The sequence below is a fragment of the Curtobacterium sp. PhB170 genome, from assembly GCF_003752345.1.
In the GTDB taxonomy this organism is placed as follows: Bacteria; Actinomycetota; Actinomycetes; order Actinomycetales; family Microbacteriaceae; genus Curtobacterium.
The window spans coordinates 602,807-629,527 of record NZ_RJUM01000009.1; the positions used below are offsets into that span (position 1 = coordinate 602,807).

The following is a 26,721-nucleotide window of genomic DNA, read 5'->3' on the forward strand; positions in this document are numbered from 1 at the left end:
TGGGCACTTCGACTCTGAGGAGCGAGTGAGCGCTTGGTTATGACCACTCTTCCCGATCCGACAGCAGAACCCCTTGGAGGGGCATGACCAGGAAAGTGAGATTGTTCGGGGTCTCCTCTTGGCTCAGGTCACTGCTGGCTACGCTCGCGCGGAGCAATCGGTGATGCACTAATGGTCGGGTGAAGCGAACGGACGACCACGCGGCGTACGAGCGTGGCGGAGCGCCGTAGAACGTATAACGGAAAATCAGCCCAACGCTACTTTAGCCAGCTAGGGTCGCGACTTCGGCTTCCTGCTATTGAGGGCGGCGCGCAGGCCCTTATAGCGATCCTCGAGTTCCTCCATAGCGGCCTCAATAACATCGAACTTCTTCTGAGGCCAGGCCCGGTAATGCCCAAACAGCTCATTCATACGAGGAATCAGTCGAAACGCCAACTCTGTTGTCGCTAGAATCATCTTGTCTCGAAGGTCGAGCACTGCGCCAAAGTGAAGGCCACTGTCATAAATCGCGAATCCACCGTCGAGCCAAAGCTTCAGTGAATAGGTCCTCTGCTCCGAGCCATAGGTGTGCACAAACGACAGTTCGATAGGTCCCAGCGTGTCCGACTCGGCGACCGCCGTTAGGAAATTGGGGCGGGTAAAATCAACCCCTGACCGTAGATCGGCAACACGGTCAAAGGAATCCGTGCCACTGATACCAAGGACCGAGTCTAACCTCAGTTCGGGAGCAATTTGCGCATTATCACGAACTTGGACTGCCAGCCAGAGGAAAACATCAGCACTAGACAGCTCGAATGCGGACGACCGCCAATCAACTTTCAATGCGGAGTCCTTGGTCTGGAAGATTGTCTGCAGCGATACCACTGCGCCATCTTTCCGGTGCGTCAAGACCGCGCTCCGAGACGTCACGAGTATGCTTACATGATCGGCGTCCGGCTTGTGAAGGATCACATCAATGGCATCGAGACGCCGGACGAGATGCTGGCTGAGATTCGACTGCTGCTGTTGCAGTCCGGCCGGTGCTGGTTTCCAATAATAGAAACGAGCGCGAAGAGTTTCGGGCATAACGCCGTTTGACTGCACAATTTCGGGATCCGACACCGGCGGGGCTACGTTAGGTAGACCAATATTCGACTGCGCGTCGTCGTTGCTCGCCCATCCCCCCGTGTGTGCACTCAAGTCCGGGCGGCGGACCATCATCTCTTGACGAATCTCAGACAGACTCATTTTCGATGAACTCATGACGGGCTGCACCTTGACCGACGATGCACTAATGGTCGGCATACCTATTTCCTAATGACGCGTAGCAGGCGGACGTTGGACGACTTGATAACGAACATCATCAGCAGCCGTCGTACTCGGGACTCATGATGCAGGCTTAGGTAAATGTTGAACGGCACGTCATCCGGTATCGCGTCTGCTTCCCAGCGAACGCGCGCCCAATGCCACTCGCCGGCGCGCCTCGGGACGGGGCCGAGGTCGACATCGAATCCGTGAGTTCCATCATTGGGGACAACAGTGTCAGCATCATTTCGCTCAGAGCTACCGTCGACAAACGGACGCAATGACGACTCATTCAGCTCAACACGCAAAACAGATCCTCCACCGACGATCACGCGGAGCAGAAAGTGCCCCAACCATCCATCACTGGAGGCAGTGACATTGAGACGCACAACCCCGGTAACCTTCTTACGCAAGGTCATCCGGGCGATCAGTTCACGTCTGGGCGCTACGGGCTCGCCTTGTTCGACCCACCTTATTGTGAGTTTCGGCCAGCCGAAAACTAGTTGAAGCACGACCTCCAACACGAAGGCGCTTACAAGCGCGCTAAGCAGATATCGAAATCCCAGCCCGAGCTTCGGCAGAACCTGTTCTACAAACGGGTCCAGAAAAGAAACAACCCAAACTAAGACCGCAACCTTCGCGGATTCAGAAGCGATGACCCCCCATCTGTTCTTCACCTCAGACTTCGCTCTTTCCACGCCGAGGTGAGCAAGCTCTCCGCTTCCTCGACGATTGATGTATCAACAAAACCGCGTCGGCGAATCGTTATGCGCATGCCAGAACGCTTGGAAATCAGGGCCACGCCGACGACATAGAAGCCGTCGAACTCGTCTTCCATGGCACTACGTAATTCGCGTGCTCCATAGGTCTTGAGTAGCTGGATCATCCGCTCCGAGATAAACCGCTCTTCCTCGCTATCGAGCGGAGAAAGGTAGGGGTCCGCCACGAAAATCTGCGACACTTGGAAGCCGTTTTCCTGAGCGAATCCAGCGAGGCGAATCAGGTCTTGGGACCCAAGATGAAAGCTCTCTGCGCTCTCCGGGTGCCCTCCCGTGCCCCTCGGTAGGCGAACAGCAGCGGTGTCCCCCTCGCGCTGAAGCACTGCCTGACTGACCACGAACACATATTGCATCGAACCACTGTCATCTCCTAGTGTCCCGGGAAAATCCCTGATCGCGCCGCGTGTGTCGAGGTCGCCTCACGTCCGCCACCCGACGGCCGGTACGCCGGTTGTCGAGTGGCCCGTACTGGTCCAGAGTCCCCCTCGAATCTTCGGGCGGTACAGGAACATTGCCTCGTCTATGTTTTTTCGGTGATTGTCAGACGTAGGGGAACGAGATATCAACAGACCGCGGCCGTTATAGCCGCCGGCCGGCGCGGTCGCCGGCAGCACCGGCGGCGCTGTGACCGCCTGCTGGGTCAGAACCCTCCGTCCACGAGATTCTGGAGGCACTTACCCGCCTCTTCGTGTAAAGCAATCAAGCGGGCACGCTTACCCGACGAACGGGATGTGGGCTCCTTCACTCGTCTGCGATGCCGCCCACGCGCGCATTGCGCTGGCTAACGGGATGTTCCGCATGGGCACTGCTCCACACGCCGCAGCGCCCCACCGCAATCGCTTGCGAGTACCCACGGCAGTTTGATCCCCCCGACGAGCGACAGAACGCAGTCCTCGAAGTGCTGATGATGTCAGAGCGCCGCGGCGGTGATGGCGCTGAAGAGAGTCGTGGCGTGCGGAAGGTAGTCCGTGGATAGCGACGCGCCGCCAAGGAGGGTTGCGGCGGTCAGAACTTTCTTCGCCGGGTCGCCACCTCCGTAGATCCAAGCCACCGCTCGAGCACGCTGCAGCATCCCCTCCAGCCGCTGCGGGTCCGGGTTCGCCGCCCAACTCATGACGAGGACCACAGCGATGTGGACGACGGGTGAGGTGTTTCCTCCGATGGTGACGGTCGCGAGTCCTTCGCTGGCGCACAACTCCCACCGTGCGAGCGCTTCGGGTTCGTGGTGAGCAGCTGCGCCGGTGAGAGCCTGTTGAAGCCACTGGAATGGTTTCTTCGTGGCGAGCCACCATGCTGTACGAGACATCTGTGGGGCCGCAGTCGTACCGGACCAGGCTTCGGCCTCGCCAAGCTCGTTGAACTCCTCCCGGCTGAGGGCGATGCCTGTGGCGCCGAGGCTGATCAGAGCGAGGCGGTTGTCGCGGTCAAGTTGGTCGTGATTGGTCGTAGTTGGGAAGAGTTGTGCTTCGGCTGCGGCTTTGAGGACGGCGTCAGTACCGAATGCGGCGATTCCGAGCTGGCGCGCTAGGGCCCGCTGGCCGGCGTCATCGGACCATAGCGGTGCGTTGCGCTGAGCAGCGAGCAGCAGCGCGTCCGACCAGGGGGCAGGGTCGTCGGTGGGGAGCTTGAGGGTGGTGGTGAGTTCTCGGGAGTCGACATCGAGCGCGTGCACCATTCCGGCGTAGAGACTCGCATCAGAACGGCATTTGGCCCGCTGCGCCTCCGTGTTGTCGATCCGGACCATCCCGCCAGTTCGGTGGTCGTACGCAAGGACGCCGTCGTTATGAGCGTCGAGCCGGCGGTTGTTGGCGGAAGCGAACAGATCGTGGACTACGGACGGGGTTACAAACGCCGACGAGAACAAGCTGCGCAGTTCTGCCCACCGCTCAAGTCGGTGGCCGATGATCAGCGCCGAGGCGTCGACGACGACGGCTTCGTCGAGCGCGTCTCGGGCGACTGTGACTTCGGTTTGGTGGGTGTCGTCGTCGCCGGCACCGACCGGGTACCCCGGCAATGGTGTTCGGTCGTAGTAGGCGCTGTAGGGCTCGCGTTCGGCGTCCGCGACGATCCCGATGGGGGCTCCCCGTCGGAGCGTCCGTTGCACAAGGCGCCGACGTTCCTGATCTTGCTGCGCTTGCTCCGTGGCCGCAGCAAGTTCTTCAGATAGGTTGGGGACCGGTCGAAGCGGTGCTCCTTCCGTTGACGTTGCATGCTGCGTGACCAGCGCTACGAAACGGTCTCGCCACGAGGAAGCTGCGCCAGGTTCGACTTCGTCCCAACCTGAGTCGCTGAGGTCGACGCGAGTGACCACATTGGATGTGAGCGTCGCCGCGATCTGCTGGTCCGAGTGCGCTTCGGCGGCGCGGATTGCGGTGCGCGCGTCCGCGGGTTGCCACTCGGATGCCATACGTGCGGACAGCCAGAGTTCAGCCTGGTAGTCCGTGGCGGGCTCAAGGTGTTCTTCATCGATGAGTTGGGCTGCTCGGTCGTATCGGTAGAGGCGCAGCCGGACGAGGACAAGGTTCCATGCGTCCTCGACCGCGAGGACCGGCTGTTCAGCTCGCGAATCGAGATAGTGAGCTTCGGCGGCGCCCCACTGTCCTTTGGTGGCGGCGCGTTGGGCGAGCGCGCGGTGCAACGTCGGACGTACCTCGGGAACGACGCGTCCGGTCTGCAACGCGCCCGAAGCCACGGTCGCGGCGTCATCGATACGGCTGAGGTGGAGGAGCGCTTTCACTTCGAGGTCGACCAGCTCGACTGTGTCGAACTGCACCGCGGCGGCTCGTGCCACCGAGCACAGCTCAGCCAGCTTGCCTTCGCGCTGGTGGAGGATCACGAGGTTGGAGGCTGCTTCCAGTCGCTCACGGGCGAGTCTTCGGAGGTGCGCTCGACCGCCGGGCTTCCCTGCTACCGCGTCGGCGTCAGCGCCCACGATCTCGACGAGGGTGGCTTCTATCTGGCCCGCGTCGACGAATGGTTGCAACGCGAGGGTGTGATTTTGTCCGGCCCAGGCCAGCTCTTGAACAATGTCGAACGCCTGAGCGATTTCACCGCCGCGGACAGCAGCTTCGAGCTGTTCCACCCAGTACGCCGCGTACTGATCACTTCCGTGTGGGGCAGGTTCGAACGTGACCTCGATACGTCGAGCGGCGTCACGATCGTCGACTGCGCCGATGATCGCTGGCCGAAGATCACGCCGGCCCAGGTTGGTCGCCGCCGCCATCGCCATCTGCGCGACCTCTGGCCGGCTGGCTTCTTCAGGGTGCGCTTGTCCGACCGGGGGAAGGCAGCACAGACGGAGAACCGCGTCGTTGCGTCCGTTCAGCCCGTACAGGCGCGCGAGGAGGTCGAGGTAGCCGGCGGTGCTGCCACGCCAGGACCGCCGTTGATCGACCGCTGCCTGCAACGCGTCGATCGCCTGCGCCACGTCGGAGCGTTCGGCGTGCACTGTTCGGGAGCGGGCAAGGAGGAATTGTGCCAGCATCCGCATCGTGGGGCTGCTGAACGGTGCTCGGCGAAGCGCGTCGTTCGCGTATCGCACTGCGTCGTTGACGTTGCCGCCGCGGTAGGCGAACTCTGCGCGCATCGCGAGAATGTGGATGTTCTCCAGCGCCTCGGGAGTGGTGAGATCAACGGCGTCGAAGGCTCGTTCCCCGTGTTCAGGATCCTCAGCCCAGAGGCGGAGAATCCGAGCCCACACCCCATCGGCGGCGGCGGCGGCGAGACGGTCGAGGATACGGACTACCCGCTTTGGACTGTTGTCCATCTCGAGGGTTGCCAGCCGGATATTGGCGCGGTCCGCGGCCTCGCGATCGCTGCCCGTCCCGATCCGTTCGAGCGCGCGACGAGCGTCATCCCACAGGCCGTGCTCTTCTGCGTAGCCGGCGATCGCTGCCCACAGTGGGGCGGCGTGAGCGGTGAGCCAGTGTGGCGGCTGATCGGCGAGGGACCGGCAGATCGCTGCCGGGTTGTCGGTTGTGGACAGCAGCCTGGTGAGTCGTTCTGCACTGCGCCGATCGTATTGCTCCGCGTCGCGGAGACGGTGAGCGGCAACCGGCGGGAGCTTCTTGAGGTCGTCGGTGAAGGTTCTGTACTCGGCGCTCCAGCGCGCGAGTTCCTCGAGACGCTTCCAGGTTGCCTCGTGTCGAAAGGAGTGTGTCTCGGGGACGTCGATCGCGAAGCCCTTCCCGGTGGGGCGCAACGCGGCGGGAGTGACTTCTTGCCAGAATGCTTCATCCCGATCGAGGTCAACGAGCACCAGGATCACCGGCAGGGTTCCCTGCGTCCAATAGGTGGCGTGACGTTGTGAGGGCCGATACCGCCATCCGCTAGCGGTTCGTTCGCTGAAGTAGGCCTTACCCGTCTTCACTTGAACGGCGATGAGCTGCCCTTCGCCGATGCCGTCGGTGCCGATCTCGATCTGCCCGTCGATGCCTTGGTCGATTGCGCTTGTCTCTCGGAAGATCCATCCGCGCTTCATGACCTCTTGCGCAAGCAGATTGACGCCGCGCTGCGCGAGAAGATCTGTTGCCTGCGTCATCATTGCCCTCCAGCCGGGAAGGTGCAGAGCACCTGATCGGATGCGGGCAGCCTAACGTCGACCGCAGACGCGCCCGGTCGCCGCCGCCGACGTGCACCGCGACGACCCGACGTTTGTGTGCCGGTTCATCGCCGATGACCTCCGTGCAGCCGGCCTGCTCGTCTCGGAGCGGCACGTTTGGCGACCGTGCTCGCAGCAGCGGCTCTGGTCACTGCACGCGAAGAAACGGGGCCTGACCCGGGCCGGACCACCAGTGCATGACCATCGGGTGCGGAGGTCGCCCACCGCGACGGACATGGACAGGCTGTGGCTGACAGACATCACCAAGCACAACACGGGCGAGGGCAAGCTCTACCTCTGCGCCGTGAAGGACGCGTGCTCCCGACGGATCGTCGGCTACTCCATCGGCTCTCGGTTGCGTTCCTCGCTCGCCGTCGCGGCACTGCAGATGGCAATCTCTCGCCGCCGCCCGCTCCTTACCGTGGTTCATTCAGATCGCGGCAGCCAGTTCCAGTCCAAGAAGTTCGTTCCAGCGCTGTCGGATGCCGGGCTACTGGCTCGCCTATTCGTTGTTGTAGTCCTCGAAGTCGAGATCATCCATCGACCCTTCGGCATCAAACGCCAACTCCACGTCGGCCTCGGCTAGGAGGTCCCATTCGTTGATGAGGAGGTGGCACACCGGGCAGGCGATGAAGTCCGTATTGACCTCCACTGTCACATCTACGAGGACGGCTCCCGAGCGCTCGTCCTGGTACGAATCGACGCGAGTGCCGTTCTTCTCATCGCCGCCCATCAACGCCGTCTTCGATTCGCAGGCCGGACAGGTCGTGACCTGCGTGTAGGACGCGTAGGGTGCCGTGAACGTTAACCATTCCGCCGCACCCTGGGACGTCAGTGTTCCCTTGGTGTGCCGAGCGAGCATCGAGCGCGCTCGCTCCAGACGCGCCTGGAGCTGTCGAGCGAGGGTGTCCTTGTTCGTCGCGAGATGTTGGGCGACCGCCGCAGCAGCGTCGTCCCCGACGAAGGCGGCCACGTCCCGCTGAACGTGCTGAAGGAGAATCACTGCTTGCGCCCAGAAGCTTGGCCACCAGGCGTGCTCCGGGATGGCGTCGAATCCGATCGTCGCAGAATGGATGTACTCGTTCCGGCCGTAGGAAAGCCTGGTCGCGGCTGCGTCGCTGAACGGCTTGAAGAGCTTGGCGCAACGAGCCCACACGGCCTTTGCCTGCACCGAGGTTGCGTTCGCGTTCGGGAAATCCACTCCGCTCGCGACGAGCAGGCTCTTACCATCATCCGTCGGAGTCGCAACCAGCAGGGGTGACACGTGCGCAAGCGCCGATTTTCCGAGGACCTCTAGCGACGCGCAAGCCCAGAACGCACGCTCCTCAAAATCGCGGTCTGGGTCCATCGCCCTGTTGATGAAGAGCCGGCTCTTCATCCACAACCCGTCTGCGTCGAACGGGCTCATGCGTCGCGCTCAATACGGAAGGCGTAACGAGCCACGCGGCGACTGTCGGCGTCCTCTGTGATGGCGTCGCGCGCATGGAGGCTAAGTCGGTTGTTGATGAACAACAGCATGTTCGCGTCTTCCCAGCGGTGATGGTGCGCGTTCGCTCGTTCAGCGGCGAAGTACTCTACGGTTCGGCGCGAGAGATAATCGGAAGGACGCATCGCGACCGGGTCGAACCGGAGTGCACCGTCGTACGCGGGAGCTAGGAATTTCGACTTCCCTGTGTTCACGGTGAAGACGCCGCTGAACACGAAGTCCGGCAGGTTGCCGGGCTGGAACGCGCGGACGAGCGTGTCGGTGGTACTCGTGTCCGCGCACGCGAGCATGATCACGTCAGGGCGTTCCGTCAGGTGCGCTCCATCTGTGTGCAAGGGCTGCGCGTCCAACCCGTAGGTCGCACTCAACGATCGTTGTGGGGCCTCCGCTCGCGTCATCGGCTTCAGCACGGTCGACTGCCTGGAGGCTCCAGGTCGGTTCGGCATCGCACTCCAGACAGGATCCCAACGTATGACACGGAGTACCTCTTCCGGCGTGCCCGTACTCACTGCCCAGCCGATCCGCTGCAAGTCCGCGCGGATCCGTGCAAGCTCCTCGTGATCCAGGGGGGTCTCCTTCTGGGGGCTCAAGTCGTGGACTCGAGCGAGTGGTTGCGCCGTTGTGGCGGTGCCGTCCCAATTCTCCTGTCAATGGAGGAACCGCACCACAACCGCGGGCCGCATGTCGCCCTGAGAGATCGCGGCGCCAAATCAGTGCCCTTGACCGACCGTCATTGCCTATGAGGATCGGCGGATGGGCGAAGCTGCGCCCCGCCGGACGGTTGGCTGAGCGCCGTGACCGACTCAGTGCCGGACACAGCGCGTGCCTTCCCGTACGACCAGAGAAACGGTGATCGCTCGCAGGATGACCGCTGCCATAGCGAATCGTCAGCCAGCGGCCGAGTCGTTTGCCAAGCTTGCGAAGTTCCGCAGGCGGCGGGGACGAGGCTGTTGAAGTAGAAGTCCCGGTACCTCGAATACAGACGCCTCACCAACTATCGCACCCGTACAGCTGAGACCGAACGCCCGCCCCGTGAATGGGGTCGCTCGCTGCGTAGGCGTATCGGTTGCCGTTGGCGGGGGTCGAGAGGGCTGTCAAGGGTGTCTTGCTGGGTCCAGGCGCCGGTGTAAGGGTCGTACCAGCGCTGCCCGAATTTCGGTAGCCCGGTGGCGGCATCACTGATTCCGGGCTTGAACGGGAGCCCATCGCCGCCGCCGTCGTAGCTGAGGGATTCGGTGCCGTACGGGTCGTAGGAGTGCGAGAACGCGGCTCCGTCGTCGACGGGGACCGCGAACGGGTTCCCAATGCCGTCGTAGGTGTATCAGCAGCGCTCGATGCACCCATCGCCGACGCCGCGATCGAAGCGGGTTGCAACTTCGCGCCGCGCCTCCTGATCATCCTTTCGGGTGACGAACGCGGCACCTGACTCGCTCAGCGTCATCTCGAGCGGCGAAGCCATCCGCGTTCATGATCGGAAGGATAGCGGACCCTTCTCGTCCCTCAACGATCTCAGACGAGCATTCACCCTCCGCTCCGAACCGTGCCGGACGCGGTGCACCCATATCCGAACGCAACGGAAACCGGGAGGCGGCTCTTGTGCGATAGTAGGTTCGTAAGAAACCTGACAAGGAGCATTCCGTGGCACAAAAGGTTACAACTCATCTCGTGGACGATCTGACGGGCGAAACCATCGAACCCGGATCTGGTAAGACGCTCCAGTTCGCGTTCGACGGCAACAGCTACGAGATCGATCTCACGGACGCGAACGTCGACGCGATCCGGGAACAATTCTCGGATTACATCGCGGCCGCGCGAAAGATCGGGAACGCGTCTCGCCGGCCGTCCGCGTCCCCGTCGTCTCGCACTGACCCGAATGAACTCGCCAAGATCCGCAGCTGGGCGGCGGAGAACGGCCACGAGGTTTCTTCTCGCGGTCGTATCAGCGGCGCTGTGCGAGACGCGTACGAAGCAGCCCACTGACGCACTAGAAGGCGGTGACCGGCAGCACACGATCGACCGGTCACCGCCGGAAGCCGCGGAAAGCCGCGGAAGGCCAACGACGTTCTCACGACGATGTCATGTCGAAGTGCGCCACGCTGTGACGCGGAGGTCGACCTCAGCTGCGCTGGGAGCGTCCCAGTACTGCGCGGACAACGGCGCGGCAATCCGGACCGATGGGGGACGCGCACCCCAGGGGACTGGCCCCCATTCGTCGTAGACACGCGGTCGCAGGTCAGTGTGTGTCATTGGGTCGGTGAGGGTCGCACCGATGACAGCAAGCAACGAGATGCACGTGGGGGGCTCGTCCGCGCCGACGTCGTAGCCCAGCGTGATGACAATGTCCTGTCCCAGCCCTCGATCGCGGCGCTCGAGGGCGAAACGCCGCACGCTGACGTACGGGGCGTTGGTTGCGACGTCGACCGGGAACGTTGCTTGGGTGCTTCGATTCATGCCGGTGAGGATCATGGATGCCGCTTCCGTTGCGTGCGAGGCGCAGTGCGCGGACCTTCGGGACCGGCGGTCGGGCGGAGCAGGTACCCGATTGGTTCGCCGTGAAGCGTCACGATGAATCGACAGCCCCGGCGCACGTACCGGTGGATCCGGCGTGAGTGACGGCGCAACCACCGCTCGTCAACAAACTGCCATCGCATCTCGGTATGGCCCCCTGCGAGGTCCTTGTCGATGAGTGCGCGGGCAGTGGTGACGGCCGCGACGACCATGTAGTCGCTCACGTTTGCGCTCTCGTGGATGCTGCTGGCGGTGAGAAGACTTGCGGTTCGGGTCGGCAGTGTGATGGTGATCTGGCGGGTTTCGTTGGTGATGGTGTTCATCGGTGAGCCCAGCCTTCGATGATGCGGAGGACCGCGTCGGCGGGGTAGCCCGCCATCAGCCACTGGCGGGGGGTCAGCGCCGCTTCGGCGGAGAGGGCAGGTTGTGAAAGAGTCATGAAGCCCGCCAACGTCTGCGCTGAGATACGGGCTGTGTGTGCGCCGGTGAGGATCGCGGGTAATCCGGGCAGAAGGCTCGTCGGCAGGGCGTCGGTGTACTGCCATCGCGGCACTCTAACGCTGCCGGCGATTTGGACTGTGAGGAGGCGTCCCCCTTCGACGATGTCCGCGAACGGTTTGGCTTCGATCTGGAGGAGCCGCGCCGCAGTCGCGACGGAGTCAGATCCAGCAACGGCGACCGCGGCGTTCTCGGCTGCGTACGTCTGGAAAGCACCTGCAGCTATCTGTTCGATGGCGTCCTCCAGGTCAGTCTCGTCCAGCTTCAGTGTCGGAGGGATCGCCGGCCGGTGGGGAGGGCCGCTGCGGTGCAAGGAGTAGAGGATGGCGCTGTAGAACGCGTCCGGGTTCATGTCGTACTGGTGGAGCAGATGATCGATGCGATCCGTCAGGTCGTTCGTTCCAGGCATGGTTGGTTCTCCTGTCTTTGGTTCGGGGGCTACTCGGAGCACTGTCGTTGTCGCGCGCGGGTCAGGAGGCGCTCAGAGGGGTGCCAAACCGTCCCGGGTCGCGGCCGGCGTCCCGGGCGTTGTCGCGGTCGGCGAGATGCAGTTGAACAAGTTGGGGTGCCCATTCCGGATCTGTAGAGGCCCGGGCCGTGGCCACGCGAAGGGCAACGGTGTACTTCGCGTACGCAGGGTCCCCGCTTCGCTGGAGGAGGCGGGCTGCTCGCTTGATCGGCAGCTGCTCGGTCATGGCGTTTCCTCGTGTTGTTTGTCGAGTTCGTCTCGTACTTCCGCAGCGGACGGCCGATGCGATCCGTCAGCTGGCGATGTGTGCTCAGGGTTGGTTTCTCCTGATGGCGGGTTTCGGTGGTCGTGAGCTTGGACGGCGATCCGGGCGTCTGGGTTGGATCCAACGGCGCCGCAGCCGGTCGCGAGGGTGTGCCCGGCGGCGCGGGCCCGGTGGGCTCATCGGTTCGGCGGGGCCTCGCTCCAGTTGAAGTCGAGGAAGTGGTCGTCGCTGACGGTGAGGACGCCGACGTTGCCGGGCTTTCCGGCGACGGCGAGACTGAACGTTGATCGTCCGTCGGCGGTGTGGGCTTCGCCCCGGACGTGCATGTGCCCGTGGAAAATGCGCGACGGGGTGACGGCTGCGACGAGGTCGGTGATCAGCGCACGTGATTGCCCTGATCGTTCGAGCCGCTCCGGTGGCCATCGCTCTGCTCGGCCAGTGATGGCGTCGACTTGTGGGATGCCGGCTTCGGGCGGTTCATGGGTGAGGAGCACGTCGACCCGTCCTCCGCGGCTCGCCCGGTCGACGTCGACACGTGTCGGCGCCTCGTTGACGCTCCATGAGCTGCTGCCGGGTCCGCGGTCCAAGGACACTGCCCCGCCGAATGACATGAACGTGGCCTCACCGATCTGGAATCGGAAGCCCCTGGGGGCGATCCAGATTCGGGGGCTAATGCGGTACATACGATCCGGGTGCCGTTCGAACTCCGCGTGCAGTTGGTCCCACCAGTCGTGGTTTCCTGCGGTGAGGATCAGCCGGTTGAATCGGAGCTGTTCGAGGAGTTCGTCGAGGTCGCTGATGAAGCGACGACCCGGTACGCCAGCGCTTGTGCTGCGGGGGGCTTCGTAGCGGAGATCGCCGAGGTGCAGAATCGTCAGGATGTCGGGTGCACGTCGTCGAAGCGCCTGGAGCGTCGCCGCGACTGATGGCCAGTCCGATTCCCAGTCGCCCGCGATGGCGACGCGGTGCTCGTAGGGGTAGGTCAGGTCGAAGCGTGGCGCTCCGGTCGGGGTTGGCCAGAGGCGGCGCTGTCCTGAAGACAGGCGGACCGTTCGGGGGGTCGCGGGCCTGTTGCCCTTGCCTCGGATGACAGGCAGTTGCGGGGCACCGTTCACGAGAGTCGGGTGGGTCATGGGGTCTCCTTGGCGAGGATCGGTGGCGCGTGGGCGCGCCGGCGGGTGGGGTGCGCCGAGAGTGGTCGACGGCGCACCCCATGGAGGGTTTCGCGTCAGGTGGTTGTGCGACTGCGGCGTCGGGGCTGAAGGTGTGTGGGCGTGACCTTGGGCTTCCGTCGGCGCTGCGGGGCCACGTAGTGGGTGGAGGTAGGGCGGGTGGGGTCGGTGGCGCCGTAGGCGTCGCGGAGCATGCTGATGTTCACGGCGATGCAGTTCAGGACCAGCACGAGGGTGTTCGCGGTAGTTCCAAACACATGGGTGCTGTGGCGGCGCATTGAACCTCGCCAGTACTTCAGCTGCGAGTTCTGGCTTTCCACCATGTTCCGCAGCCCGTAGTAGGCGGCCCACTTGGTGGTGCCGTAGACGTACTGCTGGCGCACCCAGGCTCCTTCGGTGGCGGGAATTACCTTCGTCGCCGCGCAGGCGCACGGCTCCCCTGGCACGCAGTTGCTGCGGGGCACGTGCGCGCCGAGCCGTGCCGAGGGCGGGTAGTTCGGGCAGCGAAGGTGCCCGGCGCGCGCAGGGCCCTTGTACTGGATGTCGCCGTTGTCGAAGCGTCGGTTGGGAACGAACGCCCACTGTGCGCGCTCGTCGTAGCGGGCGAGCAGCTCGTCGCGTTCCTTTCGACTGGTGCGTGCCTTGAAGCCGGGCAGCTTTCGCATCCGGGTGGGTAGCGACGTTGGGAACAGGGTTCCGTCCAGCCAGAACGCTCCCGGCAGGCTGTCAGAGGGGTGCGGGCGGCGCTGGCTGGTGTGGAGATCGTGGACGTACTTCAGGCCACGAGCCGCAAGCGGCTTCGCCCACGCTTCGGACCTCGCGTGGCTGTATCCACGGTCGGCAGTGAGGTGGTCGAACTGGATGCCGCCGTGCAGTGAGTCCAACAGGTCGAGTCCAGCCTGCGCCTTGTAGCTGCCCGCCGGTCGCACGGTGACGCCGCGGATAAGTGGTACCCAGAACTTCGATCCCGGGTTGCCGGCGTCGACCAGGAGGTGCGCGTCGTACCCGTTGAACGCGTTCGTGGCCCGCCCGTCAGTCTTGGTCCGCCAACCGATGCGGGCCTGCAGGTCGGCGCTGACGATCTTCCGGCTGTCGAGGTGCCCGATCTTCGGCCACTCGTTGGGGTCTTCATTCCACTCCCGATTCGGGGTGGAGTCGTCGGGCTCGTACTCGTCAAGGCTGTCCGGCCGCTTCGTCCACGCGCGGGCGCGGGCGTGGGTTTCGATGTCGGTCGAGTCGATCGCCTGCACCTGTGTCCACGGCAGCGGCGCCCTCCAGTCGCGCAGCTTCCAGGACCCCGAGAGCAGGGAGTTCGCGAACTCGTCCAAGCTCAACAGGTCCGGGCGGCGGACACTGATGATCGTGCCGTTTGAGTCGATGCGGCGGTCGCTTCCATCGGGTTCCAACGCTTCGGCCAGAGCTTTGAACGTGGTCTGGAAGTTGAAGTAGGTCCACCCTCGCGGGACACCCAGTCGACGCAGCTGTCCGGGGGCAAGGGCGCTGACCCAGCGGGCGATGTCGGCGATCTTCACGTCCCGCTTGGGGTCCTGCACCTTGAACGCGATGCTGGCGGCGAGCATCGCTGCGAAGCTGACGTGCCGTCCACGTCCCGGGGTGGTGCGCTCCAGCTTGTTGAGGAGCGGCTCTAGGCCGGAGTTGGAGAGGATGGCCAGGGCGGTAGTGATCGCTTCGACGCGGTCCATGGGGCGACCTTCGGGCAGCCAGGACGGCATCGGGTTGTGGGAGTCGGTGGTGTTCGTCATGCGTTGTGCCCGGCGAGGGCGCGTGCGACCTCGCTGGTGTCCTTTCTGTGCAGGTGGGGAAGTAGGTGTGCGAAGCGGAAGTCGGTGACTCCCGCGACGTCGACGAAGGTGGCGAGCTGGATGTCCTCGTTGAGGACAGACACCATCCAGGTGGCGCGGAGGCGTCGCACTTCCAGCGGTGGCGCCCAGGAGGGGATCTCCAGCAGTGCCTTGACGCGGGAGAACGGGTCCCGCTGATGTGGTTTGAAGGGTCCGAGTAGCGGCTCTTCGGGGTGCTCGAACGCCAGCTCCAACACGTCGTGGGCGTGGTCACGACGGATCGGGACGGTACGTTCCCGGTCGCCGCGGACGTGCACCATGACGAGGTCGTCGCGTTGTTCGACGTCGGCGCCGGTGATCCGTTCCAGTTCGGGCCCGCGGAATCCGCCGCCCAATCCCAGCCGCACGGCGCCGCGGCATGCGCGCCGACGACGCTCGGTCGCTTGGATATCGATCAGGCTGATCAGTCGGTGCTGTTCCAGGCTCGAGTATGGCTCTGCCGCGGCGGGCTTCGGAAACCGGGTTTCCGGTGGCGGCCACGCGACTCGACGGGTGATCGTTCGGCCGACCAGGCGGAGTGATCCGCGCTGGGTGGACCGGGAGTGTTCGCCGTGCTCGGTCAGCTCAGTTTGGACGTACCACTCGACGTTCTCCGGCGTGAACAGCTTTTCGGGGTCGAAGGGGATGTCGTGCTTGTGAGCGAAGCGGGCGAACTGGCAGACGTACATCGTGTTCTTGTACGCGGCCGTCGGAGTCGACGCGTTTACGCTTCGCGCCCAACCGATGAGTTGCTCGCGTGCCGCGACGAACCAGCGTTCGTCGCAGAACCACGGTCGGTAGCGGGCGTAGACCTCGTCGGTGGTGTGCGCCCACACCCCGCCGACGTAGGCGCGGCTCACCACGCTGCCGCCTGCGTGCGCCGGCGACCACGGGTGAGATCGGGCACGCGGGTCCCAGGGCGGGTGCGTGTAGCGGGCCGCCTCCGAGGGTAGGGCGGTACGACGTGTGGTGCTTCGAGTGGCTCGGAACGGGGTCCGGGCATGATGGTGTGAAGGGTCGACGAAACCAGGGGTTGCGCATTTCCGGAGCGGCGTGTAGCCTCGAAGTAATCTTTTTGGCGAGAGATACCTCGAAGGCCATCACCCTGCGGATGTTCCGCTCCGGTGGTGGCTTTTGTGGTTTCGCCGCCGTGTTGGCGGCTGTGCATGGCGAGTTCCTCGTACTCCTCCCTGTCCGTGGACAGTGAATCGGGGCGTTAGCCCATCGGTCCGGCGATGTCGTCGCCGGAAGTCGTGTTGTCCTCATTGAGGCGGGGGCCTCGGGACTGCTTGCGCTTTCCGAGCAGCGGTGTGGACTCGTAGCGTCCACGCCCCATGCGGATCAGCTCCCCACGCTTGACCATCGAGTCGATGGTCGAGTGCAGGATGTTGCTCGATGACGGATGGATGCGGTCCACGCCGAGCGTCTTGCGGAGGTCGGTGAGCGTGAACTCCCGCCGGTACGGGATCGCTGCTCGCACGGTCGCCGCGAACGGAACACCGAGTTGGGGCTCAGGCGCCTCGGCGGCAATGCGCTTCCGAAGACCTTGGTCGCGGAGCTGCGCGTGAGTGCGTTCCCAGTCCATATGGAGCTTCGAGCCCCACGCGGGGTTGCGTCCGTCGCTGAAGTCCGCGAGTCCCTGAAGGTCGCCCTGCACGCTGGCGGCAACATGCATGAGCGTCTCGATCGCTGACTCAATCTCGTGCAGCTGCGACTGCCGTTCGGCCGTCAGGTCTTCGTTACTCATCACACGCTTCCCTCCTCGTCTCCTCATGGTGACAGGTCGAAAGCGGGCAACCGCGGCCTCGAGTGCATGGCTCTTGATCGAACGGCCGTACAGTACGCCTTGGGCATCGCGAAGCGATTCGCGGAGCTGCGGACCGATAGTCGCGTCGTCGAGAAACCGCTGCAGCTCGCGGATGTGCAGGTAGCGCTTGCCGTGCACAAGCTTGTTCAGCTGATTGACGGACAGCTCGTATCTACGCGCGACCTCCTCACGGATCTGAGGTTGCGTGGTTCTGTGAGTGCGCGTGTGACTCCACAGCTGACGAAGTGATCGGATGTCCTGCTGCAGGTTCCAGGCGACGATCGTGGTCAGGACAAAATCAATTGACTCTCCCGCAAGATTCGGCTGATCTGCGGGTGAGAAGGGCCAGTCGAGCCCGAACTTTTGACGCGCGTGCTCGCGGGGTTGAGCGGGGTCAGCGGGCACCACCGAACCTTACAGCTCAGATCGTCAACCTCACAACAGGGAAACATGTGAGTAGCAGATCTTTCAAAACAGGTGTCACATGCCCCCGACGCCGCTCACAGACGACTCATCGGAGCCCATCTCGAGCGAGATATCGGCCATCGCCGAGAGGCTCAGGCGCTCGTCATCGTCCCGCAACGCCGGAAGCAGCAAGGGCAAGTCCAGCGTCTGCAACCCAGCGGCAGCCAGCACCGCCCGCAGCGGAACTCGCCGATTCAACATGTCCGCCAACCACGTGTTCCGAAGCCGACGCGGATCAAACGACGGCAGCGCCGCGGGAACTTCAATCTCCCGCCGAATCACCTTCAGCGGGTCGTACGTAGCCGACCCGCTCGCAGCATGCGCAAGCGTTTCCCCGCGCGCTTGATCCAACAGTTCCCGCAGCCACTCCGTGTAGGCCGAGTCGACAGCAACCGCCCGATTCGGCATGCGGCTCTTCACCGTGTGCTTCTCCGTGACGCGCACCACGAAGAAACCATCGCGCTGCTCAAAATCCGATTCATCAACGAACCGCAGCTCGTTGTGTTTCAGGCCCGCACCGTGATGCAGAACCAACGCCGCCCGCATATAACGCGACCGCCGCGTCGTCGCTTGCGTCTGAGCGACTTCCCGGAACCAATCCATCTGCTCGGGTGAATACGGCGCGCTCAGCTTCTCGTCCTTCGGCGCAGCAACACGCAGCTTCCACGGCGCGCGGCGAGTCGCGGCACGCCCCACGCGAGTTATCGCCCACCGAGCGACCACATGCGTATTCGACACCCACTCCCGCCGATCCCCCGTCGAGAGGTACTCGTCCAATCGATCCGGCGTGAACACAGCTTCAACGTTCTCCGGCAGATCCTGCGCGCGCGCCCACATTACGAAGGGCGCGACGTTGTACATGAGCCGGTAGGCGTCAGCGGTCGTCGCCGGCTTCGCCTTCATGACCGCAGCGCGCGCGAAATCGCCACCCGCAACGGCCCAATACTCAGACACGACCTGCGGACGGTAGTTCTCAATCGCCGCGGCGATCGCCGCCGGCGCCAGATCCTGATCAGTTCCCATGACGTCAGAGAGCCTAAGCGTCACTCGAAGCGTGCGAGTTCTCTCGTCGAGCACTCCAGCGCCGCGCACGCCAAGACAAGGCGGGGGTGAACCAGGCTATGGACGACACGCACACCGCCGCTACGGCCTTGACAGTCCCGGAAACCCAAGGGCTAGGCGGCATCAGACTCAACAGCTGCAGATTCCGCCGAACGAAGGGCGGTGACCGAAGGAGCTGAAAACAGAGCGGCTACATCGCCGTCACGCCGGGGTTCTGGCCCACTCATTCGTGAACCCGAACCCCGGCGATTCGACAACTTGCCGGAGTGCGGAGACGGAGGGATTTGAACCCTCGGTCCCCTAAAGGGGACTCCACCTTAGCAGGGTGGTGCACTCGGCCGGACTATGCGACGTCTCCAAGCGCTCTCGCGAGCGCTCCGACCACCATACAGGAGGACCGGGCCACTCTCGACCCGACCGCACCCCCGCGCGTGGCACGGTCGCAGAACGCGGGTCCCCCGAAGTGGGGACACCTCGGGGTTGTCCCGACGTACCCCGGTGAATAGCATCGTCGAGACGCGGCGATCACATTCCGGGGCTCGTCCCCGTAGTCGCGACACAGCACCGACGTCGCTCTCCGAGCCGGGCCCGGCGCGCCCGGTTGCCTGGCGCCCGCTCGGGGAGCGGCTTCCGGGGGCGCGGTCCACCACCGCGCCCCCGCTTCTGCGTCCGGGCACGGCGGCCGGGCACGGTGTCCGACCAGTACGCGAAAGCGACGGTGTCCCGGCACGGCCCGCGGTCTGTGCCGCCAGCGCGACAGTGTGCCGCGGATGTTCGGCGGCACACTGTCGCTTTCGCGAGACGCGAGACGCGGGGCGGGCGGGGGCCTGAGCCGCCGGGTCAGTAGCCGAAGGCCTTGGAGCACGTTTCCTGGTCGGCGGACTGCCCCTCGAGCCCGTCGATGGTCTCCGGCGTCGCGGAGGCCGTCGGAGGAGCAGCGGGCGCAGTCGGAGCAGCTGCGGCAGGCGACGACGGCGCGGCAGCCGCGGGTGCGGGCGCCGGAGCCGACGGCGCCGCAGCAGCCGGCGACGAGGCCGCTGCCGACGGCGCCCCGTTCGCCTCGGACCCGATGCCCGTGCTGTCCTCCCCCAGGGAGAACGACTGGTCCGCCTTGATCTTCGCGAACAGCTGGTCGGCCAGGTACGTCGTCGGCTGGACCTTGCCCTCGTAGACCCCGGTGCCGCCGGTCGTGCCCGGGTACTGCACGAAGTTCACCTGCGACAGCGGGAGGTCCTGCAGCGCCCGACCCATCTGCACCATCGTCCCGATGTCGTTCAGGCTCTCGGACAGCTGCATGTTCGACGCCGCGGCGCGGGCCAGCTTGTACAGGGTGGCCGGCGAGGTGAGGGTGTCGTTCGACTTCACGGTCCGGAGCAGCGACGACAGGAACACCTGCTGGCTCGAGATCCGGCCGAGGTCGGAACCGTCACCGACGCCGTGCCGGGTCCGGAGGAACGCGAGGGCTTCGTCGCCCTGCAGGGTCGAGGTACCGGCGGGCAGGTCGAGCCCGGTGTAGGGGTCCTCGATCGGCTGCGCCACGCAGACCGGCACACCACCGATCGCGTTCGACATCTCGATGACGCCGTTGAACGAGACCGCGGCCGAGTACTGGATGTCCAGACCGGTGAGCCCTTGCACGGTCTGGGTCACGCAGTTCAGCCCGCCGTCGCTGAACGAGGTGTTGATCGGCTGCGCGGCCATGGCCGGCGCGGTCCCGGAGCCGTCGGTCTTCTTGCACGCGGGGATCGGGGTGACGAGGTCACGGGGGATGCTCACCGCGGTCGCGTTGGTGTGGTCGGCCGAGACGTGGAGCAGGATGTTGACGTCGTTGAGCGTGGCGTCGCGCTCCCCGAACTCCGCGGACTGGTCCGGGTCGTTGTCCGTCCCGACGACGAGCATGTTGAAGCCGCCCTTGTACGCGCTGAGCGACGGGGCCTTGGTGCCGTTCGACCGCGGCGCGGGCTGCCCCTCGATCTGCACGCCGTCACCGAGGTCGTCGGTCACCTGTTTCGCGGCGATCGCGGCGACCGAGGCGGTGCTGACGAGCGCCACTGCGGCCACGCTCGCGACCAGCGCAGCGACGGTCCGGAGGGGTCCGGAACGACGGAGACGTCCGTGCCGTGCGATCCCGTCGGCTCGGTTGAGTCGATGGGAGCGATCGCGGACGTCGTTCACGGGCTCTCCTGTCGTCGGTGGACGCGCCGGGGCGGCAACCGGTCAAGGCTGCCACGGAGGTCCCTGGCGATCCAGTGCGAACGACGTCGGAGCGAGCCCAGCGGTCCACCGTCGACCCCCGGATCCGTGCGCCGCGACGCCGACCTGTGCGAACACGCAGCCGCCGCGGCTCAGGAGGCCACGGCCCCCCGGAACCGGTCCGGCAGAGCGATGAGCGCCGCCGCGAGCTCGAGCAGCACCACGGCGCAGTCGTCGAGCGCGTCACGCTCCGCTGCCCGCACGGCCTGGTCGACGAGGTCGAGTCGCCGCGCCCGGTCGACCACCGCGTCGATCCCGTTGGCCAGTGCGACGTCGTCGGTGAAGAACGTGTCGAGCACCGTGCGCTGCGACAGCATCCAGTCGGCACTGACCGAGGCGCCGCGCCGCCGGAGGAACCACGCGGCGAGTTCGACGAAGGCCCCGGCTTCGGTCCAGCACTCGCGGAGCCAGGCCGGGTCGAAGCGGTCGTCGTGGCCCGTGCCGCTCACCGGCGGGTCGACGACCAGGGCACGGGCGATGCGCAGGCGCTCGGTCATCTGCCCGACGGACCACTGCGTGATCACCACGCCGACGTACCGCTGCACGGTGACGAGCTGATGGGACTCGAGGGAGACGAGGGCTTCGCGCACCGGCGTGCGGGAGACGCGCATGTCCTCGGCGATGGTGTCGAGGCGCAGGCGCTGCCCGCGGCGGTACTCGCCGCGCAGCACGCTGTCGAGCAGGCGAAGGAAGACCGCGTCGCGCAACAGACTGCGCCGGAGGCCGTGGGGATCGCGGTCGCCCCGGCCGACACGCATCGGTGACTGCTCCATCGCGCCAGCCTCACGCACGGCGGTCACCCTGGCCGACCGCACCGGCACCGTCGTGGATCGTCGTGGTGAGTGTCGCGCTGTGGAGGAGTGCCATGCCAGCACCGTGACATCACGACGACGGCCGTGCTAAACACTCTGAATACAGAATGTTGCATGGCCGCCGTCGCTGTTCAACGTCGCTGCTGTTCCGCGTCCCCGGTCAGGACGGACAGGGGCTGGGTGACGTCCTCGAGCCCCTTCCGCGCGGCATCGACCCCGAAGACCAGCGCTATCACCCCACCGCCGATCATCACCGCGGACCCGAGCAGGTACCCCCAGAAGAGCGGTTCACGCGAGGACCCGTCCCCGATGAAGGCACCGTAGATCAGCGGTGCGACCGCACCGAAGACCTGCGCGAGGGCGAAGAAGTACGAGATGGCCTGCGACCGCAGCTCGAGGGGGAAGATCTCGCTGACCGTCAGGTACGCGCTCGAGGCACCAGCGGAAGCGAAGAAGAACGACACGCACCAGAAGGCCACCTGCACCGTCGCCGAGATCGCGTCGGCGCGGAACAGGAACGCCGAGGTCGCCAGGACGAGCCCCGACACCAGGTACGTCAGGAAGATCATCTGCCGACGGCCCCACGTGTCGAAGAACCGACCGAGGATGATCGGTCCGAGCAGGTTCCCGATCGCGAACGGGAAGAAGTAGATCGACGTCTGCGCGGTCTTGAGGCCGAAGAAGTTCGTCAGGACGAGCGCGTAGGTGAAGAAGATCGCGTTGTAGAGGAACGCCTGCGTGATCATCATCGACGCCCCGACCAGGGTGCGCGTCGGGTACTGCTTGAGCAGCACGCGCGCGATGGTCAGGAACCCGACGCGGTCGGTCGGCGTGACGGTCATGGCCTTCGACTCGTCGACGTCCGGCAGCCGCTTGCCGGTGGACTTCTCGACCGCCTCCTCGATCTGGGTGACGGTCGCTTCGGCCTCTTCCTCGCGCCCGTGGGTCATGAGCCAGCGCGGACTCTCGGGGATGTGCCGTCGCAGGAAGATGATCGCGATGCCGAGCACCGGGCCGAGGAAGAAGCCGATGCGCCAGCCGATGCTCTCCGAGAAGTTGGCCGTGTCGAGCAGGTAGATGTTCGCGAAGGCACCGAGCGCGGCGCCGCCCCAGTAGGTGCCGTTGATGGCGATGTCGACGTGGCCGCGGTACTTCGCCGGGATCAGTTCGTCGATCGCCGAGTTGATCGCCGCGTACTCGCCACCGATGCCGAGACCGGCGACGAACCGGAACGCGGCCAGGAACCAGAAGTCCTGGGCGAGACCGGCGACGCCCGAGCCGATCAGGTAGATCGCGAGCGTCAGGATGAAGAGCTTGCGCCGCCCGAGCCGGTCGGACATGCGCCCGAACACCAGCGCTCCGACCACCTGGCCGACCAGGTAGATCGTGCCGAGGGAGGTCACCTGTTGCGTCGACAGGTTCAGGTCCGCCTGGAAGCCCGCGTTGGAGACGATCTGGATCTCCAGACCGTCCAGGATCCAGGAGACCCCGAGTCCGACGACGACACTCCAGTGGAACCGTGTCCACGGCAGTCTGTCCATCCTGGCGGGGACCAGGCTCTTGATCGCCCCGTTCGTGCTGCTCACGAGAGGGGAACCTACGCCGAGATCGGCGAGATGGTTCACATTCGGTACGACGGGGCCGGCTCGGAGCCGGATCCCCCTATCGAATCCGGCTCCGATGCCGGAGTCTCAATCATTGCGGTTGCTACGGAAACCCACAAGCGGACGGGAGGCGCGGTGCCAGCTGGCACCGCGCCTCCCGTCCGCAACGGCGTAACGTCCAGAGCGTGACCCGACCCGACATCCGCACGGTCGGCGAGCTCCGCACTTCTGGCCACGTCCAGAAGACGGTCCGCGCCGAGATCCGCGACAACCTGCTCACCGCGCTGCGCGCAGGAGACGACCCCTGGCCCGGCGTGCACGGGTTCGAGACGACCGTGATCCCGCAACTCGAACGTGCGCTGATCGCCGGACACGACGTCGTCCTGCTCGGCGAGCGCGGTCAGGGCAAGACCCGCCTGCTCCGCACCCTGCAGGGCCTGCTCGACGAGTGGACCCCGGTGATCACCGGCTCCGAACTCGGCGAGCACCCCTACGAGCCCATCACCACCGCGAGCGCCCGCCGAGCCGACGACCTCGGCGACGCCCTGCCGATCTCGTGGCGGCACCGCGACGACCGCTACGTCGAGAAGCTCGCGACGCCGGACACGAGCGTGGCCGACCTGATCGGCGACGTCGACCCGATGAAGGTCGCCGAGGGGCGCAGCCTGGGCGACCCGGAGACCATCCACTTCGGACTCGTCCCCCGCGGCCACCGCGGCATCGTCGCGATCAACGAGCTGCCCGACCTCGCCGAACGCATCCAGGTCGCGATGCTCAACGTGATGGAGGAACGCGACGTCCAGATCCGTGGCTACGTGCTCCGACTCCCCCTCGACGTGCTCGTGGTGGCCAGCGCGAACCCGGAGGACTACACGAACCGCGGCCGGATCATCACCCCGCTGAAGGACCGCTTCGGCGCGGAGATCCGCACCCACTACCCGATCGAACTCGAGGACGAGATCGCGGTCATCCGGCAGGAGGCGCAGCTCACCGCCGAGGTGCCGGACGCGATCGTCGAGATCCTCGCCCGCTTCACCCGTGCCCTGCGCGGGTCGAGCGCGGTCGACCAGCGCAGCGGTGTCAGCGCCCGGTTCGCGATCGCCGGCGCCGAGACGGTCGCCGCGGCGGCCGTGCACCGTGCAGCACGCCAGGGTGAGCCCGAGGCCGTCGCGCGACCGATCGACCTCGAGACGGCGGTCGACGTGCTCGGCGGCAAGATCGAGTTCGAGAACGGCGAAGAGGACCGCGCGGACGAGGTCCTCGAGCACCTGCTGCGGACCGCCACGGCCGAGACGGTGCGCGCCCGGTTCCGCGGGCTCGACTTCGGAGTACTCGTCGAGGCGCTCGACGGCGGGACGATGGTGACGACGGGCGAACAGGTCGGCGCACGGGCGTTCCTCGAGGGGCTGCCGTCGATCGGCGAGTCCGACCTGTACGACCAGGTGTGCGAGCGTCTCGGCGCCACGAACGACGGCGAGCGCGCGGGTGCGATCGAACTCGCGCTCGAGGGGCTCTTCCTCGCCCGCCGCATCAGCAAGGAGTCCGGCGGGGGCGAAGCCGTCTATGGCTAGGCAGAATCGACGACTGACGCGGGACACCCGGTACGGCGCATACACCGACGGTCCGGACCCGCTCGCGCCGCCCGCCGACCTCGCCGAAGCGCTCGACGCCATCGGGCAGGACGTGATGGCCGGCACCTCACCGGAGCGCGCGATGCGGGAGTTCCTGCGCCGTGGCGGCCGGACGCAGCGCGGACTCGACGACCTCGCGCGCAAGGTCGCGGAGCGGCGGCGGGAACTCACCGCGAAGAACAACCTCGACGGCACCCTGCAGCAGGTCCGCGAGCTGCTCGACCAGGCGCTCCGTGCCGAACGCGGCGAACTCGCCCGCAACGTCGACCTCGACGACGGCGACCGCGCCCTGGCCGAGATGCAGCTCGACAGCCTGTCCCCGTCGCCGGCCGCCGCGGTGCAGGAGCTCGGCGGGTACGACTGGGCGAGCCGCGAGGCCCGGCAGAAGTACGACGAGATCAAGGACCTGCTCGGTCGCGAGGTGCTGGACCAGCGCTTCGCCGGCATGAAGCAGGCGCTCGAGGGCGCCACGGACGAAGACCGTGCCGCGGTCAGCGCGATGATGCAGGACCTCAACGCCCTGCTCGAGGCGCACGCCCGCGGCGAGGACACCCAGCAACAGTTCGACGACTTCATGGCACAGCACGGGCAGTACTTCCCGTCGGACCCCGCGAACGTCGACGAACTCCTCGACGACCTGGCCGCCCGTGCCGCCGCCGCCCAGCGGATGCGGAACTCGATGACCGAGGAGCAGCGCGACGAACTCGACGCCCTCGCCCAGCAGGCCTTCGGCTCCCCCGACCTGATGGGGCAGCTGTCCCAGCTCGACGGCAACCTGCGGTCCCTCCGCCCCGGCGAGGACTGGGGCGGATCCGAGCGCATGGAGGGTGGCCAGGGGCTCGGACTCGGCGACGGGACGGGGGTCTTCCAGGACATCGCCGACCTCGACGCCCTCGCCGACCAACTCGCCCAGTCCGGACCGGGCTCCGAGCTCGACGACCTGGACCTCGACGCCCTGACCCGGCAGCTCGGTGCCGAGGCCGCCGTGGACGCCAGGACCCTGCAGCAGCTCGAGAAGGCCCTGCGGAACTCCGGGGCGATGCGCCGCGGAGCGGACGGGCAGCTCCGGCTCACCCCGAAGGCCATGCGGCAGCTCGGCAAGAGCCTGCTCCGTGACGTCGCCGAGCGGATGTCCGGCCGACAGGGTGCCCGCGACATCCGGCAGTCCGGCGCGGCCGGCGAACCCTCGGGCGCGACCCGGCAGTGGGCGTACGGCGACACCGAGCCGTGGGACGTCACCCGGTCGATCACGAACGCGCTGACCCGGACCGCGGCCGACGGGCGGGTGGGCCCTGGCGTCCGCCTGACCATCGACGACGTCGAGGTGCAGGAGACCGAGTCCCGCACACAGGCCTGCGTGGCGCTGCTCGTCGACACGTCGTTCTCGATGGCGATGGAGGACCGCTGGGTGCCGATGAAGCGCACGGCCCTGGCGCTGCACACGCTCGTCTCGACGCGGTTCCGCGGCGACGACCTGCAGCTTATCGCGTTCGGACGCGAGGCCGAAGTCGTGGACATCGAGCAGCTCGTCGGTCTCGACGCGATGTGGGACAAGGGCACGAACCTGCACCACGCCCTGCTCCTCGCCAACCGGCACTTCCGGAAGCACCCGACCGCCCAACCCGTGCTGCTCATCGTCACCGACGGGGAACCGACGTCGCACCTCGAGCCGAACGGACAGGTGTGGTTCGACTACCCGCCGGACCCGGTGACGATCGCGCTGACCGTTCGGGAGCTCGAGAACGCCGGTCGGCTCGGCGCCCAGACGACGTTCTTCCGCCTCGGCGACGACCCGGGGCTCGCACGGTTCATCGACGCGATGGCGAAGCGGGTGGACGGCTCGGTCGTCGCTCCGGAGAACGACGACCTCGGGGTCGCCGTCGTGGGGTCGTACCTCGGGTCGCGCCGCGGCGGGCAGTCGTTGTTCGACTAGCCGCCGAGTCGATCCCGACAGGGACTGTTGCGCGGGGTTCCGCAGTCGTATGCTGAGCGCCACCACAGTTGCCCCAGACCCCGGCCGCCGTGATCGTTCTTCCTGCGCCGACGTCGTCGGCGCGCCGGAAGCGGTCGGCCGAGTGCACCTGATCCGTTCTCGACCGGTCGACTCCCGCGGGGTCCCGGAGTGCAACGGCGCACGCCACCGGACGCCACGGGTCTCCGCGTCCACGGATCACGGACGCGGACC

Annotated in this window: 22 protein-coding genes, 1 tRNA gene and 1 pseudogene; 4 read left to right on the forward strand and 20 right to left on the reverse strand. The window is 65.9% G+C overall.

The annotated features are described in order from the left end of the window. Positions 1–270 precede the first annotated feature (270 nt). From EDF40_RS18835 to EDF40_RS07015, 4 genes are all read right to left on the reverse strand, one after another. Positions 271–1,284, reverse strand: a complete 1,014-nt coding sequence (locus EDF40_RS18835) for a hypothetical protein (protein ID WP_148053773.1) — start codon at positions 1,282–1,284, stop codon at positions 271–273. 2 nt (positions 1,285–1,286) lie between these two features. Beyond that, positions 1,287–1,961: a hypothetical protein gene (locus tag EDF40_RS18840; protein WP_148053772.1), complete on the reverse strand. Its 675-nt coding sequence runs from the start codon at positions 1,959–1,961 to the stop codon at positions 1,287–1,289. Beyond that, positions 1,958–2,416: a hypothetical protein gene (locus EDF40_RS07010; RefSeq protein WP_123338622.1), complete on the reverse strand. Its 459-nt coding sequence runs from the start codon at positions 2,414–2,416 to the stop codon at positions 1,958–1,960. The genes EDF40_RS18840 and EDF40_RS07010 overlap by 4 nt, the downstream gene beginning before the upstream one ends. Positions 2,417–2,973: 557 nt before the next feature. Next, on the reverse strand, positions 2,974–6,603 hold the full coding sequence (locus EDF40_RS07015) for a DUF4365 domain-containing protein (RefSeq protein WP_185002860.1): 3,630 nt from the start codon (positions 6,601–6,603) through the stop codon (positions 2,974–2,976). A 79-nt stretch (positions 6,604–6,682) separates the two neighbouring features. On the opposite strand from EDF40_RS07015, the pseudogene EDF40_RS07020 reads away from it, so the two are divergent. Then, positions 6,683–7,156, forward strand: a pseudogene (locus EDF40_RS07020) (transposase); the annotation flags it as partial. A 9-nt stretch (positions 7,157–7,165) separates the two neighbouring features. Here EDF40_RS07020 and EDF40_RS18845 read toward each other — a convergent pair. The 3 genes from EDF40_RS18845 to EDF40_RS19175 form a co-directional block, all read right to left on the reverse strand. Then, positions 7,166–8,071 carry a hypothetical protein gene (locus tag EDF40_RS18845; protein WP_123338619.1) on the reverse strand — a complete coding sequence of 302 codons (906 nt, stop codon included), beginning with the start codon at positions 8,069–8,071 and terminating at the stop codon, positions 7,166–7,168. Continuing rightward, positions 8,068–8,445: a TauD/TfdA family dioxygenase gene (locus tag EDF40_RS07025; RefSeq protein ID WP_123674728.1), complete on the reverse strand. Its 378-nt coding sequence runs from the start codon at positions 8,443–8,445 to the stop codon at positions 8,068–8,070. The genes EDF40_RS18845 and EDF40_RS07025 overlap by 4 nt, the downstream gene beginning before the upstream one ends. 1,025 nt (positions 8,446–9,470) lie before the next feature. Beyond that, positions 9,471–9,608, reverse strand: a complete 138-nt coding sequence (locus tag EDF40_RS19175; protein ID WP_185002863.1) for a hypothetical protein — start codon at positions 9,606–9,608, stop codon at positions 9,471–9,473. A 179-nt stretch (positions 9,609–9,787) separates the two neighbouring features. On the opposite strand from EDF40_RS19175, the gene EDF40_RS07030 reads away from it, so the two are divergent. Next, positions 9,788–10,129: an Lsr2 family protein gene (locus EDF40_RS07030; RefSeq protein ID WP_123338617.1), complete on the forward strand. Its 342-nt coding sequence runs from the start codon at positions 9,788–9,790 to the stop codon at positions 10,127–10,129. A 96-nt stretch (positions 10,130–10,225) separates the two neighbouring features. Here the strand turns inward: EDF40_RS07030 and EDF40_RS07035 are convergent, their stop codons facing one another. From EDF40_RS07035 to EDF40_RS07090, 13 genes are all read right to left on the reverse strand, one after another. Continuing rightward, the gene (locus EDF40_RS07035) at positions 10,226–10,615 is read right to left on the reverse strand and encodes a hypothetical protein (protein WP_123338616.1); all 390 of its coding nucleotides are present in this window, start codon (positions 10,613–10,615) and stop codon (positions 10,226–10,228) included. Beyond that, a complete protein-coding gene (locus EDF40_RS07040) occupies positions 10,612–10,980 on the reverse strand; it encodes a hypothetical protein (RefSeq protein WP_123338615.1) in 369 nt (122 codons plus the stop codon). The genes EDF40_RS07035 and EDF40_RS07040 overlap by 4 nt, the downstream gene beginning before the upstream one ends. Continuing rightward, entirely contained in the window at positions 10,977–11,564 is a 588-nt protein-coding gene (locus tag EDF40_RS07045; RefSeq protein WP_123338614.1) for a hypothetical protein, read from the reverse strand. Before EDF40_RS07045 ends, EDF40_RS07040 begins: the two co-directional genes overlap by 4 nt. A 61-nt stretch (positions 11,565–11,625) precedes the next feature. Continuing rightward, on the reverse strand, positions 11,626–11,850 hold the full coding sequence (locus EDF40_RS18850) for a hypothetical protein (protein WP_148053771.1): 225 nt from the start codon (positions 11,848–11,850) through the stop codon (positions 11,626–11,628). A gap of 215 nt (positions 11,851–12,065) precedes the next feature. Continuing rightward, positions 12,066–13,022 carry a metallophosphoesterase gene (locus EDF40_RS07050; RefSeq protein ID WP_123338613.1) on the reverse strand — a complete coding sequence of 319 codons (957 nt, stop codon included), beginning with the start codon at positions 13,020–13,022 and terminating at the stop codon, positions 12,066–12,068. A gap of 95 nt (positions 13,023–13,117) precedes the next feature. Beyond that, positions 13,118–14,824 (reverse strand): transposase, encoded by a 1,707-nt coding sequence (locus EDF40_RS07055; protein ID WP_123338612.1) that lies wholly within the window; start codon positions 14,822–14,824, stop codon positions 13,118–13,120. After that, a complete protein-coding gene (locus EDF40_RS07060) occupies positions 14,821–15,762 on the reverse strand; it encodes a hypothetical protein (RefSeq protein WP_123338611.1) in 942 nt (313 codons plus the stop codon). The genes EDF40_RS07055 and EDF40_RS07060 overlap by 4 nt, the downstream gene beginning before the upstream one ends. A 356-nt stretch (positions 15,763–16,118) precedes the next feature. Next, a complete protein-coding gene (locus EDF40_RS07065) occupies positions 16,119–17,114 on the reverse strand; it encodes a hypothetical protein (protein ID WP_148053770.1) in 996 nt (331 codons plus the stop codon). Positions 17,115–17,189: 75 nt separating this feature from the next. Beyond that, the gene (locus tag EDF40_RS07070; protein WP_148053769.1) at positions 17,190–18,197 is read right to left on the reverse strand and encodes a hypothetical protein; all 1,008 of its coding nucleotides are present in this window, start codon (positions 18,195–18,197) and stop codon (positions 17,190–17,192) included. Positions 18,198–18,505: 308 nt separating this feature from the next. Continuing rightward, a tRNA-Ser gene (locus EDF40_RS07075) sits at positions 18,506–18,594 on the reverse strand. A 482-nt stretch (positions 18,595–19,076) separates the two neighbouring features. Then, complete coding sequence (locus tag EDF40_RS07080) at positions 19,077–20,288, reverse strand: LCP family protein (RefSeq protein ID WP_260212502.1); 1,212 nt, start codon at positions 20,286–20,288, stop codon at positions 19,077–19,079. Positions 20,289–20,581: 293 nt separating this feature from the next. Beyond that, the gene (locus EDF40_RS07085) at positions 20,582–21,262 is read right to left on the reverse strand and encodes a GntR family transcriptional regulator (protein ID WP_148053768.1); all 681 of its coding nucleotides are present in this window, start codon (positions 21,260–21,262) and stop codon (positions 20,582–20,584) included. A 170-nt stretch (positions 21,263–21,432) separates the two neighbouring features. Continuing rightward, the gene (locus EDF40_RS07090) at positions 21,433–22,887 is read right to left on the reverse strand and encodes an MFS transporter (RefSeq protein ID WP_311316753.1); all 1,455 of its coding nucleotides are present in this window, start codon (positions 22,885–22,887) and stop codon (positions 21,433–21,435) included. Positions 22,888–23,090: 203 nt separating this feature from the next. Between EDF40_RS07090 and EDF40_RS07095 the strand changes: the two genes are divergently transcribed. Together EDF40_RS07095 and EDF40_RS07100 are read left to right on the forward strand one after the other, a co-directional pair. Then, entirely contained in the window at positions 23,091–24,476 is a 1,386-nt protein-coding gene (locus EDF40_RS07095; RefSeq protein ID WP_123338605.1) for an AAA family ATPase, read from the forward strand. Further along, positions 24,469–26,469: a VWA domain-containing protein gene (locus tag EDF40_RS07100; protein WP_123338604.1), complete on the forward strand. Its 2,001-nt coding sequence runs from the start codon at positions 24,469–24,471 to the stop codon at positions 26,467–26,469. Before EDF40_RS07095 ends, EDF40_RS07100 begins: the two co-directional genes overlap by 8 nt. Positions 26,470–26,721: the final 252 nt, after the last annotated feature.